Source organism: Brevundimonas vesicularis, assembly GCF_032067225.1.
Taxonomy (GTDB): domain Bacteria; phylum Pseudomonadota; class Alphaproteobacteria; order Caulobacterales; family Caulobacteraceae; genus Brevundimonas; species Brevundimonas vesicularis_F.
This window is the reverse complement of record NZ_DAMBJX010000002.1, coordinates 33659-49947: the sequence shown is the minus strand read 5'-3', so window position 1 is coordinate 49947 and position 16289 is coordinate 33659. Positions and strand designations below refer to the sequence as shown.

Annotated in this window: 22 protein-coding genes; 20 read left to right on the top strand and 2 right to left on the bottom strand. The window is 68.2% G+C overall.

Annotation, left to right across the window (positions count from 1 at the left end):
• Positions 1–3: 3 nt before the first annotated feature.
• The 15 genes from RT123_RS00850 to RT123_RS00780 all read left to right on the top strand — a co-directional run bounded on the left by RT123_RS00850 (position 4) and on the right by RT123_RS00780 (position 9980).
• Positions 4–777: a YebC/PmpR family DNA-binding transcriptional regulator gene (locus RT123_RS00850; protein ID WP_055753937.1), complete on the top strand. Its 774-nt coding sequence runs from the start codon at positions 4–6 to the stop codon at positions 775–777.
• Positions 778–861: 84 nt separating this feature from the next.
• The gene (locus RT123_RS00845) at positions 862–1380 is read left to right on the top strand and encodes a hemerythrin domain-containing protein (protein ID WP_055753938.1); all 519 of its coding nucleotides are present in this window, start codon (positions 862–864) and stop codon (positions 1378–1380) included.
• 76 nt (positions 1381–1456) lie between these two features.
• Positions 1457–2152 carry an MgtC/SapB family protein gene (locus RT123_RS00840; protein ID WP_313007061.1) on the top strand — a complete coding sequence of 232 codons (696 nt, stop codon included), beginning with the start codon at positions 1457–1459 and terminating at the stop codon, positions 2150–2152.
• A 46-nt stretch (positions 2153–2198) separates the two neighbouring features.
• Positions 2199–2717, top strand: coding sequence for a crossover junction endodeoxyribonuclease RuvC (ruvC, locus tag RT123_RS00835; protein ID WP_055753940.1), 519 nt, complete (start codon positions 2199–2201; stop codon positions 2715–2717).
• Positions 2714–3331, top strand: a complete 618-nt coding sequence (gene ruvA, locus RT123_RS00830; RefSeq protein WP_055753941.1) for a Holliday junction branch migration protein RuvA — start codon at positions 2714–2716, stop codon at positions 3329–3331. The genes ruvC and ruvA overlap by 4 nt, the downstream gene beginning before the upstream one ends.
• Positions 3332–3344: 13 nt before the next feature.
• Positions 3345–4376: a Holliday junction branch migration DNA helicase RuvB gene (gene ruvB, locus RT123_RS00825; RefSeq protein ID WP_153923380.1), complete on the top strand. Its 1032-nt coding sequence runs from the start codon at positions 3345–3347 to the stop codon at positions 4374–4376.
• On the top strand, positions 4373–4633 hold the full coding sequence (locus RT123_RS00820) for a BrnT family toxin (RefSeq protein ID WP_066626794.1): 261 nt from the start codon (positions 4373–4375) through the stop codon (positions 4631–4633). Before ruvB ends, RT123_RS00820 begins: the two co-directional genes overlap by 4 nt.
• Positions 4626–4901, top strand: coding sequence for a BrnA antitoxin family protein (locus RT123_RS00815; protein ID WP_313007058.1), 276 nt, complete (start codon positions 4626–4628; stop codon positions 4899–4901). The genes RT123_RS00820 and RT123_RS00815 overlap by 8 nt, the downstream gene beginning before the upstream one ends.
• A gap of 67 nt (positions 4902–4968) precedes the next feature.
• Positions 4969–6435 (top strand): alpha/beta hydrolase, encoded by a 1467-nt coding sequence (locus tag RT123_RS00810; protein WP_313007056.1) that lies wholly within the window; start codon positions 4969–4971, stop codon positions 6433–6435.
• A gap of 5 nt (positions 6436–6440) precedes the next feature.
• Positions 6441–6815, top strand: coding sequence for a hypothetical protein (locus RT123_RS00805; RefSeq protein WP_313007054.1), 375 nt, complete (start codon positions 6441–6443; stop codon positions 6813–6815).
• Positions 6816–6824: 9 nt separating this feature from the next.
• Complete coding sequence (ybgC, locus tag RT123_RS00800) at positions 6825–7286, top strand: tol-pal system-associated acyl-CoA thioesterase (RefSeq protein WP_313007053.1); 462 nt, start codon at positions 6825–6827, stop codon at positions 7284–7286.
• Between the two features lie 26 nt (positions 7287–7312).
• The gene (locus RT123_RS00795; protein ID WP_313007051.1) at positions 7313–7747 is read left to right on the top strand and encodes a hypothetical protein; all 435 of its coding nucleotides are present in this window, start codon (positions 7313–7315) and stop codon (positions 7745–7747) included.
• Positions 7748–7887: 140 nt separating this feature from the next.
• Positions 7888–8640, top strand: coding sequence for a protein TolQ (gene tolQ, locus RT123_RS00790; protein ID WP_313007049.1), 753 nt, complete (start codon positions 7888–7890; stop codon positions 8638–8640).
• A gap of 3 nt (positions 8641–8643) precedes the next feature.
• Positions 8644–9096 (top strand): ExbD/TolR family protein, encoded by a 453-nt coding sequence (locus RT123_RS00785; RefSeq protein ID WP_313007047.1) that lies wholly within the window; start codon positions 8644–8646, stop codon positions 9094–9096.
• Positions 9097–9101: 5 nt separating this feature from the next.
• Complete coding sequence (locus RT123_RS00780) at positions 9102–9980, top strand: hypothetical protein (protein WP_313007044.1); 879 nt, start codon at positions 9102–9104, stop codon at positions 9978–9980.
• Positions 9981–9983: 3 nt separating this feature from the next.
• Here RT123_RS00780 and RT123_RS00775 read toward each other — a convergent pair whose 3' ends face one another.
• Positions 9984–10418, bottom strand: a complete 435-nt coding sequence (locus RT123_RS00775) for a TA system VapC family ribonuclease toxin (protein ID WP_112861280.1) — start codon at positions 10416–10418, stop codon at positions 9984–9986.
• The gene (locus tag RT123_RS00770) at positions 10415–10648 is read right to left on the bottom strand and encodes a hypothetical protein (RefSeq protein ID WP_017506756.1); all 234 of its coding nucleotides are present in this window, start codon (positions 10646–10648) and stop codon (positions 10415–10417) included. Before RT123_RS00770 ends, RT123_RS00775 begins: the two co-directional genes overlap by 4 nt.
• Before the next feature lie 141 nt (positions 10649–10789).
• Between RT123_RS00770 and tolB the strand changes: the two genes are divergently transcribed.
• The 5 genes from tolB to tilS all read left to right on the top strand — a co-directional run bounded on the left by tolB (position 10790) and on the right by tilS (position 16250).
• Positions 10790–12154 carry a Tol-Pal system beta propeller repeat protein TolB gene (gene tolB / locus RT123_RS00765; protein WP_112861281.1) on the top strand — a complete coding sequence of 455 codons (1365 nt, stop codon included), beginning with the start codon at positions 10790–10792 and terminating at the stop codon, positions 12152–12154.
• A 140-nt stretch (positions 12155–12294) separates the two neighbouring features.
• Entirely contained in the window at positions 12295–12858 is a 564-nt protein-coding gene (pal, locus tag RT123_RS00760) for a peptidoglycan-associated lipoprotein Pal (RefSeq protein WP_055753951.1), read from the top strand.
• A 127-nt stretch (positions 12859–12985) separates the two neighbouring features.
• Positions 12986–14128, top strand: a complete 1143-nt coding sequence (locus RT123_RS00755; RefSeq protein WP_313007038.1) for a DUF3667 domain-containing protein — start codon at positions 12986–12988, stop codon at positions 14126–14128.
• Positions 14129–14169: 41 nt separating this feature from the next.
• Positions 14170–15015, top strand: coding sequence for a tol-pal system protein (locus tag RT123_RS00750; protein ID WP_066554439.1), 846 nt, complete (start codon positions 14170–14172; stop codon positions 15013–15015).
• Positions 15006–16250, top strand: a complete 1245-nt coding sequence (gene tilS, locus RT123_RS00745; RefSeq protein ID WP_409514879.1) for a tRNA lysidine(34) synthetase TilS — start codon at positions 15006–15008, stop codon at positions 16248–16250. Before RT123_RS00750 ends, tilS begins: the two co-directional genes overlap by 10 nt.
• The last annotated feature ends 39 nt before the right edge of the window (positions 16251–16289 follow it).

Sequence of the window (16289 nt, the reverse complement as noted above, 5' to 3'; positions counted from 1 at the left end):
CCCATGGCCGGCCACTCGAAATTCAAGAACATCATGCACCGCAAGGGGCGCGCCGATGCGCAGCGCTCCAAGCTGTTCTCCAAACTGTCGCGCGACATCACCGTGGCGGCCAAGTCGGGCCTGCCGGATCCGGCGGCGAACCCGCGCCTGCGCCTGGCGGTCAACAACGCCAAGGCCGAAAGCCTGCCCAAGGACGTGATCCAGCGCGCCATCAACAAGGCCGCCGGCGGCGACGTCGATACGATGGAAGAGGTCCGCTACGAGGGCCGGGGTCCGGGCGGCGTGGGCATCATCGTCGAAGCTTTGACCGACAACCGCAATCGGGCGGCGTCCAACATCGGCGCGGCCTTCAAGAAGAACGGCGGCGCCCTGAGCGAGATGAACTCGGTCGCCTTCATGTGGGACAAGGTGGGCAAGATCACCTACGCCGCCGAGGCCGGTTCGGAAGACGCCGTCATGGAGGCCGCCATCGAGGCCGGCGCCCAGGACGTCGAGAGCGACCTGGTCAAACCCGACATCTATGAGGACGCGCCGGGCCACACGATCTGGACAGCCTTCGAGGACCTGAACGACGTGGCCGAGGCCATGTCCAAGGTGCTGGGCGATCCCAAGTCCACCGCCATCGTGTGGAAGCCGCAGTCCGAAGTGCCGGTGACCGGTGAGGCCGTCGGCACCCTGTTCAAGCTGCTGGACGCGCTGGACGCCGAGGACGACGTGTCGGCGGTCTATTCCAACGAGGACATCTCCGACGAGGACGCGGCCAAGTACGCGGGCTGATCCCGAACGACCGCGAGTCGTTCGCACGGAACCGGGTCGTGCGCCGGGCGTAACGAGGCTTCACCGTTACGCCTGGAGCCCCCTATGGACATCACCCAGCTGATCCTCGACGACCATGCCGAACAGCGTCGGCTGTTTGCGATCATCGAACAGATCGACCCCAAGGACACCGATGCGCTGAGCGCCGTCTGGTCGCGGTTGTCGGCGTTCCTGGATGTGCACGCCGAGGCCGAGGAACGGTTCTTCTATCCCGAGCTGCTGAAGCAGGGCGAGGGCGCCAATGACGCCGAGGACGGCACGGTCGAGGGCGAGACCGAGGACGCCATTGAGGACCACAACAAGCTGCGCGACGCGGTCAAAGCGGTCGAAAAGCACAAGGTCGGCACCAAGGCCTGGTTCGACGCCGTGGGCGAGGCCAACGTCGTCAACTCCAAACACATGGGCGAGGAAGAGCGGCAGGGGCTGACCGACTTCCGCATGAACGCCGACGTCGAGACGCGCCATGAGCTGGCGGTCAAGTTCGCCGCCTTCGAGGCCGAGTACATCACCGGCGTCAAGCCGGTGAACAAGGACCCCGAGACCTATATCGAAAAGCACGGCTGAGGCGGTCGCTGCGACCACGATGTCGCAGCATCGTCCGTCCAAGGAACATCCGCGCTCGGCCCGTCGTTGAGCGCGGATGAATCTGGGTAGTCTGGAAGGCGCCGTCCTGCCGATCCTCGGCGCGGTGATCGCGGGCGGGGTCATCGGCTTCGAGCGCGAATGGCGGGGGCGGGCGGCGGGCCTGAGAACGCACATCCTGGTCAGCCTGGCGTCGGCCCTGCTGATGCTGGCGGCCATGTCGCAGGCCGACTGGGCGTTCCGCGCCCTGCCCGACGAGAACATCGTCACAGACCCGACGCGGATGGCGCACGGCGTGCTGACGGGGATCGGGTTCCTGTGCGCCGGGGTGATCTTCCGCACCGGATTTTCGATCCACGGGCTGACCACGGCGGCGTCGCTGTGGATCACATCGGCGATCGGCATTCTGTTCGGGGCAGGGCTCTATGCGCTGGGGACGGCGGCGACGGTGGTCACGGCGCTGATCCTGATCGGCTTGAGGCTGATCAACGGGCGTTTGCCCGCGCGCACGGTGGTGGACGCCGAAGTGTGCTGGGAACGGCGCGAGGCGTCGCCGGAGCCGGCGATCGAGGCGGCGCTGAAAGCCATAGACGCGGACGCGCGACACGACCGGTTCGAGCTGATCGATGGACAGACCATTCGACGGACCTGGCGATTGAAGGCCGCCGAGGAAGGCCAGCTGAAGCGGCTGGCGGAACAGCTGTGCGCCATACCGGGCGTGGTCGCCTACAGCCTGGACCCGCGCGACGACTGAAACCGTTCATTGCCCGATAACCCTCTTTGCGGCATGAGGGGAACGGATGGCGAACGAACCTGTCAGAATCATCGGCCTGGACCCCGGTCTGCGACGCACCGGCTGGGGGGTCGTCGTGTCCGACGGCGCGCGCCTGAGGTGGGTGGCGCACGGGGTGGTGGCCCCGCCCGAGACCGCGCCGTTCAGCGAGCGGCTGCTGCATCTGTTCGAGGCGTTGGGGACGATCTGCGCCGACCACGGCTGCGAGGAGGCGGCGGTGGAAGAAGTGTTCGTCAATGTGAACCCGTCCTCGACGCTGAAGCTGGGTCATGCGCGGGCGGCGGTGATGCTGGCGCCGGCCAAGGCGGGTCTGACGGTGGCGGAATATTCGCCGAACCTGATCAAGAAGGCGGTGGTGGGCGCAGGCCATGCGGACAAGAGCCAGATCGCCTTCATGGTCAAACGGCTGCTGCCGACCGCGGGCGACGTGAAGGCGGATGCGGCCGACGCCCTGGCCGTCGCGATCACCCATGCGCAGCTCAGGAAGCGGTCCTTGCTGGAAGCGATGCACCGGGGGGCGGCGTGATCGGGCGGTTGAGAGGCGTGCTGGCCGAGGTCGGCGAGGCGGAATGCCTGATCGACTGCGCCGGCGTGGGCTATGTCGTGTCGTGCGGGGCGCGGACGCTGGGGCGGCTGCCCGCGCCGGGCGATGAGGCGACGGTGCATGTCCATTCGCAGTGGAGCGAGGATGCGGGGCCGCGCCTGTATGGATTTCTGACGCGCGATGAGCGGCGGGCGTTTACGACCCTGCTGGCCATTCAGGGCGTGGGGCCCAAGGCGGCGCTGGCGGTGCTGGACGTCCTGCCGCCCGGCGAACTGGCGTCGGCGGTGGCGCGCGAGGACAAGGCGGCGGTGGCGCGGGCCAACGGGGTGGGACCGAAGCTGGCGCTGCGGATCGTGACCGAGCTGAAGGGCAAGCCCTTGGGTGACGTCAGTTTTGCGCCTGTCGCACCCGGCATGCACGTCGAGATCGCACCGCCGGTTCCGTCCATCACCGGCGAGGCCGTGTCGGCCCTGCTTGGACTGGGCGTCGCCGAGGTCAATGCGCGCCGGGCCGTGGATCAGGCGTTGATCCGTCTGGGCGAAGAGGCGGAGCTGTCGGCGGTGATCCGCGCGGCGCTGCAGGAGTTGGGCCGATGAGAGCCGCATCGACATGACCCGCGTCATCTCCCCCGAGGCCGAGACCGGCGAATCCTTCGATCGCGCGCTGCGGCCGCAGACGTTGTCGGAGTTCGTCGGCCAGTCGCAGGCCAAGGGTAACCTGAAGGTCTTCATCGATGCGGCGCGCGGGCGGGCCGAGGCGCTGGACCATGTGCTGCTGTTCGGACCGCCGGGACTGGGCAAGACGACGCTGGCGCAGATCGTGTCGCGCGAGCTGGGCGTGGGGTTCCGGGCGACCTCCGGGCCGATCCTGGCCAAGGCGGGCGATCTGGCGGCGATCCTGACCAATCTGGAACCGCGCGACGTCCTGTTCATCGACGAGATCCACCGCTTAAGCCCCCAGGTCGAGGAGATCCTGTATCCGGCCATGGAGGATCATGTGCTGGACCTGATCATCGGCGAGGGGCCGTCGGCGCGCTCGGTGCGGATCGACCTGGCACCGTTCACGCTGGTGGGGGCGACGACGCGGGCGGGCCTGTTGGCTACGCCGCTCAGGGACCGGTTCGGCATTCCGCTGCGACTGGAGTTCTACACCCCCGACGAACTGACGGCGGTGGTGCGCGGCACGGCGCGCAAAATGGGCGCAGCCATCGACGAGGCCGGCGCGCGCGAGATCGCGTCGCGGGCGCGGGGAACGCCTCGGATCGCCGGGCGCCTGCTGCGCCGGGTGCGGGATTTCGCCTCGGCCGAAGGAGCGGAGACGATCTCCAAACTGGTGGCGGCGCGGGCGCTGGCGCGGCTGGAAGTGGACGAGGCCGGGCTGGACAGCCTGGACCGACGGTTCCTGAAGGCGCTGATCGAGAACTATGGCGGCGGGCCGGTCGGGATGGACACCTTGGCGGCCGCCATCGCCGAGGCGCGCGATGCGGTCGAGGACGTGATCGAACCCTATCTGCTGCAACAGGGCTTCATCATGCGCACGCCGCGCGGCCGCATGGCCTGCGCCAAGGCCTATGCGCATCTGGGCCTCAGCGCGCCGGCGCAACCCTCCGCCGGACCCGTGCCCGGCGACCTTTTTGAATGAAGGTCGCCTTCGATCCAGGCAAGGATGCGAGCAATCGCGAGAAGCACGGGCTGTCGCTTGAGCGGGCGAGCGAGATCGATCTTCGCGCCGCCCACATCCTCGCCGATGACCGCCAAGATTACGGTGAGCAACGATGGCGAGCCTATGGTATGCTGGATGGGCGGCTGCATATGCTGGCTTTCACCTTTCGAGACGGGACGTTGAGAGCCATCAGTCTGCGGCGCGCAAACGCCAAGGAGAGCAAACGCTATGGCTGATCCCAAACTCAGCCTTGATCCAAGCGATTACGAGGATGTCGAGATCGACGATCTGGACAATCCGGAATGGACCGATGAGGACTTCGCCAAGGCACAGCCTCTACGAGACGTGCTGCCCGACCTATATGCCCAATTCGACGCCGAGCGAGAGGTGGAGTTAAGACTACCCGCCGCCACCATCCGCGCCTTTGCTGACGAAGGGGAAGACTGGCGCGAGCGGATGGCGGATGCGCTGACGGAAGCGGCGCGCAAGAAGCACACGGCGTAAACTGCAATAGGCGTTGCCAAGCGGGGCGGGCGGGGGTTTGCTGGGGGCGAACTGGAGCCGTCGTCCCATGATCCTGCGCACCCTGGCCGTGATGGCGTTTGCGGCCGGCCTGACCAGTCTGGCGCCGCCTGCGCGAGCGGCGGCCCCCGTCTTCACCGACAAGGCCTGTCCCAGTGATTGGCCGACGGGCCTGCGCGAGGTGCGGTGCGGGACCCTGACGGTGGACGAGGCGCGCGACGGCTCGGTCAGCGACCGGCGCATCGACATCGCGGTGGTCATCTTCAAGGCCAGCGCGCCCTACAAGGACGCCGCGGGTCAGGCGCTGCCGCCGATGGTGATGTTCCACGGCGGACCGGGCGGGGCCCTGACGCCGGGGGCGGGGCGGATGCTGGCGGCGCTGCGTCGCAATCCGGAGGCCTTTGCGGTGGATCAGGACGTGATCCTGTTCGACCAGCGGGGCGGCGGGGCGAGCAACCCGTCGATGGACTGTCCGGGCGTCGAACTGACCGATGCGGGGCCGCCGTCCGACAAGGACCGCGACGGGCTGATCGCCTGTCTGAAGGGCTATCAGGCGCAAGGGATCGACCTGAACCAGTACAACGCCGCCGCCATCGCAGACGATGTGAAGGACATGGCCCAGGCCCTGGGTCTGGCCAAGATCGACCTGTGGGGCGGATCGTACGGGCCGCGCATCGAGGCGGCGGTGATCACACACCAGCCCCAGATCGTGCGCGCCGCCGTGATGGACAGCCCCTGGCCGCCCGAGGGCAACTGGGCCGTCGGCACGCCCGAACAGGTCTCGGCGGCGGTGAAAATCATCCTGGCTAAATGCGCGGCCCAGGCGGCCTGCGCGGCGCAGCATCCGGACCTTCAGGCGCGGTTCGAGGCCGAGGCGCGCAAATGGCTGGCCGGGCCGGTGAAGGGCAAGGACGGGCGCACCTTCAACGTCGACGACCTGTCGGCCTTTCTGATGGACACGACCTATAGCGCGACGGGGGTGCGCAGCCTGCCGGTCGATCTGGACAAGATCATCGCCGGCGACCTGACGCCGGTCGCGGAGATCGCCGAAGATCGCACCTATTATTTCGAGGGTCAGCACATGGCCCACCTGTGCAAGGAAGAACTGCCGTTCGAGTCCAAGGCGCGGCTGGCGGCCGGGGCGGCGGGCGATCCGGTCGCCGAGGTGCTGGTCCCGTCGCTGTCGCGGCTGTTCGACGTCTGCGCGGCGGTGGGTGAACGGCCGGCGCTGCCGATCGAGAATCTGCCCGTCCAGACCGACATCCCGACCCTGTTCGTCGCCGCCGAGATCGATCCAGGCTGCCCGCCGCCGCTGACCGAGGCCGCCGCCAAGGGCTATGCGAACAGCCAGGTGGTGATCGTGACCAATGCGACCCACGGCGTCATCAACGCCAGCCCCTGCACGCGCAAGTTGGCGCGCGATTTCCTGCGTGATCCGTCCAAGCCGGTGGATCGGACCTGCCTGCCCGCCGCCGACACGCCGCTGGACTTCACCCTGGATGCGCCCGCCGCATGAGGGTGATGCGCCATCGCAGCCCGCTTCAGCAGCGCCTGATAATTGCGGCGGCGCTGGTTCTCGCCCTGTGCGCGGTCGGCGTCTGGGTGCTGATGCAGCCGTCGAATACCCCGTCGCCCGAGGCGGCCGATGCGCGGGTGATGCGCCAAATCCGCACCCAGGCGGGGCGCGGCGCCGAGCTGCGCTACGCCGAGAACGGCGAAAGGCGATCGGTATGCGGCTATGTCGGGCGCGTCGCGGGCGGTCCTGCGGTGGGCTTTGTCTCCATCCCCAATCGCATCCTGTTCAGCGACGACCCCCTGCCGACCGAGTTTCGCGAAATGCGCCAAAGCTACTGCCCCGGATTTTTGGAGAGGCCGGGATCGCAGGTGGTGCGCTAAAGTCCGTCCATGACCATCGACCAACCCACAGCCGGCCGTTTCGAGGGGCGCGATCACCTGTTGCCGGTGCGCGTCTATTACGAGGACACCGATTTCACCGGCCTAGTCTATCACGCCAACTATGTGCGCTATTTCGAGCGGGGGCGGTCCGATTTCCTGCGCGCCATCGGTGTGGGGCACGCCGATCTGCTGGAGGAGGCCGAGCCGCTGGCCTTCGTGGTGTCCGAGCTGAACATCAAATATTTGAAGCCCGCGCGGATCGACGACGCCTTGGTGGTGCGCACCGTTTACGAGCAGGTGAAGGGCGTGCGGCTGATCATCCGCCAGAGCGTGGAGCGGGCCGGTGAGGTGCTGTGCCGGGCCGAGGTGACGGCGGTGTGCATTCATCTGGACGGGCGGCCGCGACGGCCGTCGAAGGGGCTGGTCGAGAAGGTCACGCCGTGGCTGGCGGCCGGCGGGACCGGCGACTAGGATCGCGCCAACGAGGGGGAAACGTCATGGCCGCAGAAACCTACAAGATGTCCGCCAGCGCGATGATCGTCACGATCCTGCTGTTCGTGCTGCTGGTCGGCGGCGGGCTGGTGGGCTGTCCCTATTACAAGGTCTGGGAACGCAAGATGGCGGGCCAGGCCGAGCTGCAATACCAGCAGGGCGCGCGCCAGGCCCTGATCGCGCAGGCCGCTGCAGAAGACGAGGCGGCGATCAAGCGGGCCGAGGCGGCGACGCGCCGCGTCCTGGGCTGGACCGACGCGGCCAAGCGCGGCTGCGCCGAACTGGGCCGGGCGGGCGATCGCCAGTGCGAGGAGCAACTGCTGAAGGACGCCGCCACCTATTCCATCGCCAAGGAAGGCCACGAGGGCGTCATCATCAGCGTCGGCGCCCCGGTCTCTGTCGCGGTCGATCCGAACGCGCGGCGGACGGCGTCCGAGTAATCTGCTGTTAACCCTTATGACGCGCCTGTCAGATGACGGGCGGACGGGTCGGGGCTAAACGGGCCGGACGCCACACAATGGTCACGTCCGCTCGGTCGAAGAGGGGACGTGACGATCTCGATTCCGCCCGGAGCGCCTGAATGACCACGCCTGTCGACGCCGCGATGATGAACCCGGTCGAGCTGTTCCTTACCGCCGACTGGGTGGTCAAGAGCGTGATGATCGGGCTGGCGGCGGCCTCGATCTGGTCGTGGACGATCATCATCGACAAGGCGGTGCGGTTCACGGCGCTGAACAAGCGCGCCGACGAGTTCGAAAAGTCGGTTCAGTCCGGCCGGTCGCTGGAAGAGGTGGCGTCGCAGGCGGGGCCGGATCCGGACCACGCCCTGCCGCGCATGCTGGTGATCGCCCTGTCGGACTGGCGCGAGGCGCGTCAGCGCGGGGCGTTGAACGAGCACCAGGGCGACCTGCTGCTGGTGCGGATCGACAAGGCGATGAACAGCCTGATCTCGCGCGAGGGCCAGCGGATCGAGAACGGCCTGGGCGTGCTGTCGGTGGTGGCCACCGCTTCGCCCTTCATCGGCCTGTTCGGCACGGTGTGGGGCATCATGAATGCGTTCGGGCGGATCGCGGCGGCGGGCAACACCAATCTGACGACGGTGGCGCCGGCGATCGCGGAGGCCTTGTTCGCCACGGCCATCGGCCTGGCGGCGGCCATCCCGGCCTATATCGCCTACAACAAGTTCTCGATCGACGCGGGCAAGTTCACGGGGCGGCTGGAGGCCTTCGCCGACGACTTGCAGGCCGCCGTGGCGCGCCGCCTGGGCAGCCCGTCGGCTCCGCCGCCTCCGCCCCCGCCGTCCAGCGACCTCAGCCTGAAGCGGGGCGTCTGAGCCATGGCCCTGGGTGGTGGTGCGAGCGGCGGCGGGCGTCGAGGGCGCAGGGGGCGTAAAGGGCCTCTGACCGAGATCAACGTCACGCCCCTGGTGGACGTGATGCTGGTGCTGCTGATCATCTTCATGATCTCGGCGCCGTTGCTGACGGTGGGCGTGCCGGTTGAACTGCCCAAGACCGAGGCCAGCGCAGTCGAGATCAAGTCCGAACCCCTGTCGGTCAGCATCGACCAGCAGGGCGCGATCTTCGTCGGCGACAGCGAGACGGCTTTCGACGTCCTGTCCACGCGCCTGTTGACCGAGGCGGGCGGCGCCGACAAGGCGGCCGAGCGGCCGGTGTTCGTGCGGGCCGACGGGCGCGCGCCCTATCAGGCGGTGGCGCGGGTGATGGCGCGATTGAGCGCCTCGGGCTTCACCAAGCTGAACCTGATCACCGACACGGCGCCGGAGGCCTGAATTCTTTGCGTCGGCCGAGCCCCGCCATCCTCGGATCGCTCGCCCTGCACGCCGGGGTGGTCGCGCTCGCCTTCGTGATGGTGTCGCACAAGACGGACGAGGACGAGACGCCGCTGGTCGCCTCGGTGCCGGTGACCATCGTCTCGGAGGAGGTGATCCAGGCGGCGCCGGCGGACAATCCGCAGCCCGAACCCTCGCCCGACGACGCGGCGACCGCCCCGGCGCGGCAGCCCGATCCCGTGCCGCCGACGCCCGAGCCGACGCCGCCGCAACCCCAACCGCGCCCGACCCCGACGCCGCCGCGGCCCACGCCGCCGCGCCCGGCCCCGACGCCCGCGCCGACGCCGAAGCCCACGCCGACCCCGACGCCGCCGCGTCCGACGCCTCGACCCCAGCCGCCGACGCCGGCGCCGCCGACCAAGGCCCAGCCGACCCCGCGCCCGGCGACGCCCGCGCCCGCCCGCCCGGCGTCCCAGCGCACCGAGCCGAGCCTGGATTTGGACGCCCTGGCCGGACCGACGCGCCCGACCAACAATCGCGGCCGACCGGCGACGGGGCAGCAGGGGGCGGGCGCGGCGTCCCAGGCCACAGGGCCGCAGATCACGGCCATCTTCAATCAGGTCTATCCGAACTGGATTCTGCCCTGCGACATCCCCGGCGCGGACCAGCTGCGCATCCAGGTCGAGCTGACCCTGTCGGCCGATGGACGGATCACGCGCGGGCCCAGCCTGATCAACGCCCAGTCGTCGAACGTCTACCGCGCCGCCGCCGACGGCGCCCTGCGCGCCCTGCGCCAGACCGCGCCCTTCGACGTGCCGCAGGGCTTCCCCGGCGGTGTCTATCGCCCGACCTTCAACACCGAAAGGGCGTGCCGCAATCGCTGAGCGTCAGGCCGTTATGAGATGCAGGGCAGCCTTGCCGCCCTTCACCGCGTCGGGCGCCAGGCGTCGGTCGAACGTGGCCAGCCGCCCGCCGTTCGAGACGGCTAAGGCCAGCAGATAGGTATCCGTCAACTGGCCCGAGGTGAGCAGGCGATCCTGCGCGATCAAACGGTCGCTCAGCAGACTGATGTCGTCGGGCCAGAACACATGGCCGGGTTGGCTCAGCAAGGAATGAAGCGCGGGCAACACCTGCGCAGGCGCGCCCGGCGAGTTTGGATATTTCGGATTGCTGAGGATTCGAAGCACGCCGTTTTCGGTCAGCGGGCAGGTCGCCCAACCAGCCTGATGCTCATTTGCGAACCAGGCGTGGGCGGTGAGATGCTCGGTATGGGCTGGATCGATCAATGCGATCAGGACGCTGACGTCCAAAAGCGCGATCAAGGCAGCTCATCGCGCAGAGCGTTGATCTGTTCGGTCGTCACCACAGCGCCCTTGCGGTGCGGTAGGAGACGAATGCCGTTGCGGAACTCGGGCGACGTGTCCGGCTTGGCCTGTGTGATCGAGCGGCGCGCAAGATCGGAAATGACTTCGCCCACAGAGGTTCGGGTCTGAACCGCGATGGCCCGTGCGGCGTTCAGCACGTCGTCGTCGATGGCGAGTGTAGTGCGCATGGCTGTAAGATAATGCATCACGCATCACGCATCAATGATCGCTCCCGTCCCGAATGTCGCCCTATTCCCCGTGAAGCTGGCGAAAGTCGAACGGCCCGGCGATAAGGGGCGGCGATCCTTCGAGATTTATGGGAGCATCTGATGCGTCTGAACCTTCTTCTGGCCTCCGTGGCGGCTGTCGCGATGGCGGCTCCTCTGACGACGGCGGCGCAGACGCCTCAGCAGAACCAGCCGGTCGAGGTCGAGATCGATCAGGGCGTGCTGCGCCCGCTTCAGATTGCGGTGGTGCCGTTCGCCGGGACGCACGGGTCGGACATTTCCAATGTGGTCAGCGCCAATCTGAAGCGGTCGGGCTTCTTCGAGCCGCTGAACCCGTCCAGCTTCATCGAGACCGGGCTGACGCTGGCCAATGCGCCGAACTTCCCTCAGTGGACCCAGATCGGGGCGCAGGCGGTGCTGTACGGCGGGGTGACGACGCGCGGCGACGGGAGGCTGGACGTCGGCTTCCGCCTCTATGATCCCTACCGCCAGTGCCAGCTGGTCAGTTATCAGTTCACCGCGACCCAGGAGCAATGGCGCCGGATCGCGCACAAGATTTCCGATGTCATCTATCAGCGCATGACCGGCGAGGCCGGCTTCTTCGATTCCCGCGTGATCTTCGTGTCCGAGGAGGGCACGCAGCTGAACCGGATCAACCGCCTGACCATCGCCGACCAGGACGGGTTCAACCCGACCTATCTGACGCAAGGCGACGAGGTGATCATGTCGCCGCGCTTCTCGCTGTCGCAGCCGGACGAGATCACATATGTGGCGCTGGGCAAGGATTATAGCCGCATCTACCTGTATAATCTGACGACCGGCCGGCGCGAGAGCCTGGGCGAGTTCGACGGTCAGGTGCTGGCGCCGCGTTTCTCCAACGACGGCAACAAGATTGCGTTTTCGATCATCCGGGGCGGCAACACCGACGTCTATGTGATGGATCTGCGCAGCCGCCAGATCACGCGCCTGACCAGCGACCCGGGCATCGACACCTCGCCGTCGTTCAGTCCGGACGGCAGCCAGATCGTCTTCACCTCGGACCGTTCGGGTTCGGCGCGCCTGTATGTCATGCGGTCGGACGGATCGGGCCAGCGGCCGATCTCGCGCGGCGGCGGGATCTATACCGCCCCGTCCTGGAGCCCGACCGGCAATCTGATCGCCTTCACCAAACAGGGTGGCGGCCGGTTCTCGACCGGGGTGATGAACGCCGACGGCTCGGGCGAGCGCATCCTGTCGTCCAGCTATTTCGAGGAAGGCCCGAACTGGGCGCCGAACGGCCGATACGTGATGTTTGCGCGCCAGACGCCGGGCGGGGACACGCGTCTGTGGACCGTGGACCTGTCGGGGCGCGTGGTGTCGCAGGCGGGCTATAACGGACGCGGGACCGACCCGGCCTGGTCGCCGCTGCTCGATCGTGGCCCGAGCAATCTGGGCGTGAACCAGGGCGCCGACAGCTGCCCCGCCTAAACGCCGCACCGACACCGTCGGAGCCTTAAAGCTCAACTGTGCGTTATCGCCTCTAGCGTCGAAAAATCGGCCGAGGCAGACAGTAAAGCCAAGCTTGAGGCCCGCCCCTTGCCAGAAACGATACGTCAGGAGACGACCCCATGAAGACTTCCCGCATTCTCAAACTGGCGATGGTCGGCTGCGCCGTCGCCGCCATGGCCGCCTGCACCCGAAAGCCCCCGGTCGAGACCGGCGTGCCCGGTCCGAACGACGGCACGACGCAACCGACGGGCCCGGCCTATCCGACCGCGCCGACCGGTCCGGTGACCGGCGGAAACATGGGTTCGGCCGCGCCGGGCACCGAACAGGACTTCGTCGTCAACGTTGGCGACCGCATCTACTTCGACCTGGACTCCTATGAGGTCCGTCCCGAGGCCATGCCGCGCCTGGACGCCCAGGCTCAGTGGTTGCAGCGCTATCCGTCCGTGACGATCCGCATCGAAGGCAACGCCGACGAACGCGGTACGCGTGAATACAATCTGGCGCTGGGCGCCCGCCGTGCGGAATCGGTGCGCACCTATCTGATCAACCGGGGCATTCCGGCCGGCCGGATCGACACCATCAGCTTCGGCAAGGAGCGTCCGATCGCGGAGGGTTCGAACGAGGACGCCTTCGCCCGCAACCGCAACGCCCACACCGCTATCGTCTCGGGCGCGCCGCGCTGACGACCGGCTGATCGGCTGATCTGAAGGAGGCGCCGGCCGCAGGGTCGGCGCCTCTTTTCGTTTCCGCGCTTGTCCTGACGCCGGGCCGGCGGCAGATACGTCGTCACAGGGATCGGGGGATCAGCGGATGGATATCGAAGGGGCGGGCGCCGTCGTCACGGCCGGACTGGTCGCAGGCGCGATTGAAAAGCCGACGGGCAAGGCCGGCGAGGCCCACGCCCACGGCGTCTGTTCCGACTGCGGGGCGGAAACGAGCGGGAACTTCTGCGCAAACTGCGGCCAGCCGACGCACGTCCATCGCAGCCTGCTGCATCTAGGCGAAGAGCTGCTGCACGGGGTCATGCATTTCGACGCCCGCATCTGGCGCACTCTGCCGCTGCTGTGGCTGAACCCCGGCCGACTGACGCGCGAGTGGGTCGAGGGCAAACGCACGCGCTACGTCTCGCCGCTGGCGATCTTCCTGTTCACCCTGTTCGTGATGTTCTTCGCGCTCAGCTTCATGCCGCATCCGGAATCCAAGTCCGGCGAGGCGGCGGAGATGAGCGAACGGATCGCGTCTCAGCGCGTCGGCTTGGCCGAGGCCGAAAAGGCCCTGGTCCAGATGCGGGCCGAAAGCGGCGCCCAGCCGGACCCGACGATGCAGATGGCGATCAACGCCGGACAGAAGCTGGTCGACGACCGCCGCGCGGCCCTGGCCCGGCTGGAGATCGAGCAGCGCGACGGCCGCGCCGACGGTCTGAAGCCCGGCAGCTGGCAAGCCGGGATCAAGGACATGGCGACCGGCGAGAGCGGCGAGACCAAGCTGAAGGTCATGGGCAAGGATGCCAAGAAGGAAGGCCACGGCATCGGCGCCACCGTGCTGAAGAAGCTGCAGAACCCGGACCTGGCGGTTTATAAGTTTCAGCAGACGGTGTACAAGTTCGCCTTCCTGCTGGTGCCCTTGTCGATCCCGTTCGTGGCCCTGCTGTTCCTGTGGAAGCGGGGCTTCACCCTTTACGACCACGGGGTGTTCGTTCTGTACTCGCTGACCTTCATGGCCATGCTGCTGATGCTGATGGTGCTGTCGGCGACGATCGCAGGGTGGCTGGGCGCCATCGTCATTCCACTGGGGCTGCTGGCCGTGCCCGTGCATGTGTTCGCCCAGATGAAAGGCGCCTATTCGCTGTCCTGGTTCTCGGCCCTGTGGCGGACGATCGCTCTGTTGGTGTTTTGCAACATCGTGGTCGGCCTGTTCTTCGCGGCCATCGTCTATCTGGGTCTCGGCCACTAGCTCGGCCTTGCGGCGGCCCCAAATCGGTGAAAGCTAGACGCATGACCAAGCTCTCGATTTCTCGCGTTCATCTGCTCGCCGCCGCCGCCCTCGGCGTCCTACTGATCGGGGGCGGCGCGGTCGCCCAGCAGGCCCAGCCCAACATCATGGAGCGGACCGAGTGGGACAATCGCCGCCTGGACCAGCTGGACCGCAATGTGCGGCGGCTCGAGCGCGCCCTGACCCAGAGAAACGCCGCAGGCCAGCCTGTGCTGGTCGAGCCGGACCCCGAGGTGGTGACGCTTCAGGGGCAGTTCGCCCTGATGGATCGGCGGCTGGGCGACCTGGAGGCCACGGTGCGCCGGATCAACGGCGACAACGAGCGTCTGACCTTCCAGCTGGACGAGGCCACGCGCGAGAACGAGACGCTGAAGACCCGTCTGGCGGACGCCGAGGGCCGGTTGCAGAAGCTGGAGACCCAGGCCGAGCTCAATGCGCCGATCGAGGCGACCTCGCCCACCGGCGATGCGACGCGGGATCTGGCGGCGGCGGTGGCCCTATTGGCGACCGACAAGCCGCGCGGCGAGCGGGCGCTGGAAACGGTGATCGCGGCCTGGCCCGATACGCCGCAATCGCGCGAGGCCAACTCGCGCCTGGGCGACCTGCGGGTGGCGGCGAACGACAAGGCGGGGGCGGTGCCCTATTACGCCGCCGCGCTGAAGGACTGGCCGCGCATCGGCTGGGCGGCGGATACGACGCTGAAACTGGCCGACGCCCTGTTCGCGACGCAGAGGAAGCCGCAAGGGTGCGCGGCCCTGGCTGAATTCACACGTCGCTATGCGCCCGCCGCCTCGGACCCGCAAAAGGCGCGGGCGGCGCAGCTGAAGACGACGGGTTCCTGCGCCTGACGTCTGACCCGGATCTCAGAGCGCGAGCGTTCGCGCGGCTGGATGCGCGACTGACGCGCGATATAGGGCGGCCGCTGGCGCTGGCCCTGTCGGGGGGCGGGGATTCCATCGCCCTGTTGCGACTGACGACGGACTGGGCGCGGACGCGTGGGCGTTCGGTGCTGGCCTTGACCGTCGATCATCGGCTGAATGCGGATAGCGGCCGCTGGACCGACTTTGCGGGCCGGGCGGCGCGGAACGCCGGGGCGGACTGGCGCGGGTTGAGTTGGGACGGAGACAAGCCCGCGACCGGGCTGACGGCGGCGGCGCGGGCGGCGCGGCATGGTTTGATTGCGGATGCGGCGCGCCAGGCGGGGGCATCGGTCGTCCTTTTCGCCCATACCGCCGACGATATCGCCGAGGCCGATCTGATGCGGAGCGAAGGTTCCACCCTGGGGCGGGTGCGCGAATGGTCGCCGTCGCCGGCCTGGCCCGAGGGTCGCGGCCTGATGCTGTTGCGGCCGCTGCTGGGCGAGCGGCGGGCGGGGTTGCGCGACTGGCTGGCGGCGCAGGGGGCCGACTGGATCGAGGACCCCGCCAACGCCGATCCCCGCTTCGGTCGCAGCCGGGCGCGGCAGGCGCTGGCGGGCGCGGCGCCGCAATCGGTCGCGCAGGCGGCGGCGCAAACCGGGGCGCGGCCGACGATCGAGGGCCAGGCCATGGCGCATGTGGACCGCGACGTGGGCGCGCGGGCGCTGGCGGCGGCCCTGGTCTGCGTCGGCGGCGGATCGACGCCGCCCCGGGGTGCGCGGTTGGACGCCCTGATGGCGCGGCTGAAGGAGGGTGAGGATTTCGCGGCGACCCTGTGCGGGGCGCGCATCGAGGCTGTCGGCGCGACGGCGCGGTTGATGCGTGAGGCCGGCGAGCTGCGCAGACGAGACATTTCGCCGCTGGCGCTGACGCCCGACGTCGAGACGGTTTGGGACGGGCGGTTCGTCTTCTGCGCCGATCGTCCCGGCTGGTCTGTGGTTCCGGCGCGGGGGCGGTTGGCCAGCCTGTCGGACGCCGACAGGGCCGAGATCAATCGGCTGCCGGCGGCGACGCGCGGGGCCTGGCCTGTGTTGATCAGGGACGACGCGGTGGCCCCGGTTCTTGCAGGCGAAGGGGTCGAACGGCGCGGCCTTGTCGCGGAACGGCTCAGGCTGGCGCTGGACGAAACGACGCACGAAGACGACCTGATTTCCGCCACCCGATAGCGTAACGCTGATTAAGCCCCTATTTTCCCAGACAGACAC

Coding starts and splice junctions, on each gene's coding strand:
- RT123_RS00850 (WP_055753937.1), top strand. CDS start 4: ATGGCCGGCCACTCGAAATTCAAGAACATCATGCACCGCAAGGGGCGC.
- RT123_RS00845 (WP_055753938.1), top strand. CDS start 862: ATGGACATCACCCAGCTGATCCTCGACGACCATGCCGAACAGCGTCGG.
- RT123_RS00840 (WP_313007061.1), top strand. CDS start 1,457: ATGAATCTGGGTAGTCTGGAAGGCGCCGTCCTGCCGATCCTCGGCGCG.
- ruvC (WP_055753940.1), top strand. CDS start 2,199: ATGGCGAACGAACCTGTCAGAATCATCGGCCTGGACCCCGGTCTGCGA.
- ruvB (WP_153923380.1), top strand. CDS start 3,345: ATGACCCGCGTCATCTCCCCCGAGGCCGAGACCGGCGAATCCTTCGAT.
- RT123_RS00820 (WP_066626794.1), top strand. CDS start 4,373: ATGAAGGTCGCCTTCGATCCAGGCAAGGATGCGAGCAATCGCGAGAAG.
- RT123_RS00815 (WP_313007058.1), top strand. CDS start 4,626: ATGGCTGATCCCAAACTCAGCCTTGATCCAAGCGATTACGAGGATGTC.
- RT123_RS00810 (WP_313007056.1), top strand. CDS start 4,969: ATGATCCTGCGCACCCTGGCCGTGATGGCGTTTGCGGCCGGCCTGACC.
- RT123_RS00805 (WP_313007054.1), top strand. CDS start 6,441: ATGCGCCATCGCAGCCCGCTTCAGCAGCGCCTGATAATTGCGGCGGCG.
- ybgC (WP_313007053.1), top strand. CDS start 6,825: ATGACCATCGACCAACCCACAGCCGGCCGTTTCGAGGGGCGCGATCAC.
- RT123_RS00795 (WP_313007051.1), top strand. CDS start 7,313: ATGGCCGCAGAAACCTACAAGATGTCCGCCAGCGCGATGATCGTCACG.
- tolQ (WP_313007049.1), top strand. CDS start 7,888: ATGACCACGCCTGTCGACGCCGCGATGATGAACCCGGTCGAGCTGTTC.
- RT123_RS00785 (WP_313007047.1), top strand. CDS start 8,644: ATGGCCCTGGGTGGTGGTGCGAGCGGCGGCGGGCGTCGAGGGCGCAGG.
- RT123_RS00770 (WP_017506756.1), bottom strand. CDS start 10,648: ATGCGCACTACACTCGCCATCGACGACGACGTGCTGAACGCCGCACGG.
- tolB (WP_112861281.1), top strand. CDS start 10,790: ATGCGTCTGAACCTTCTTCTGGCCTCCGTGGCGGCTGTCGCGATGGCG.
- pal (WP_055753951.1), top strand. CDS start 12,295: ATGAAGACTTCCCGCATTCTCAAACTGGCGATGGTCGGCTGCGCCGTC.
- RT123_RS00755 (WP_313007038.1), top strand. CDS start 12,986: ATGGATATCGAAGGGGCGGGCGCCGTCGTCACGGCCGGACTGGTCGCA.
- RT123_RS00750 (WP_066554439.1), top strand. CDS start 14,170: ATGACCAAGCTCTCGATTTCTCGCGTTCATCTGCTCGCCGCCGCCGCC.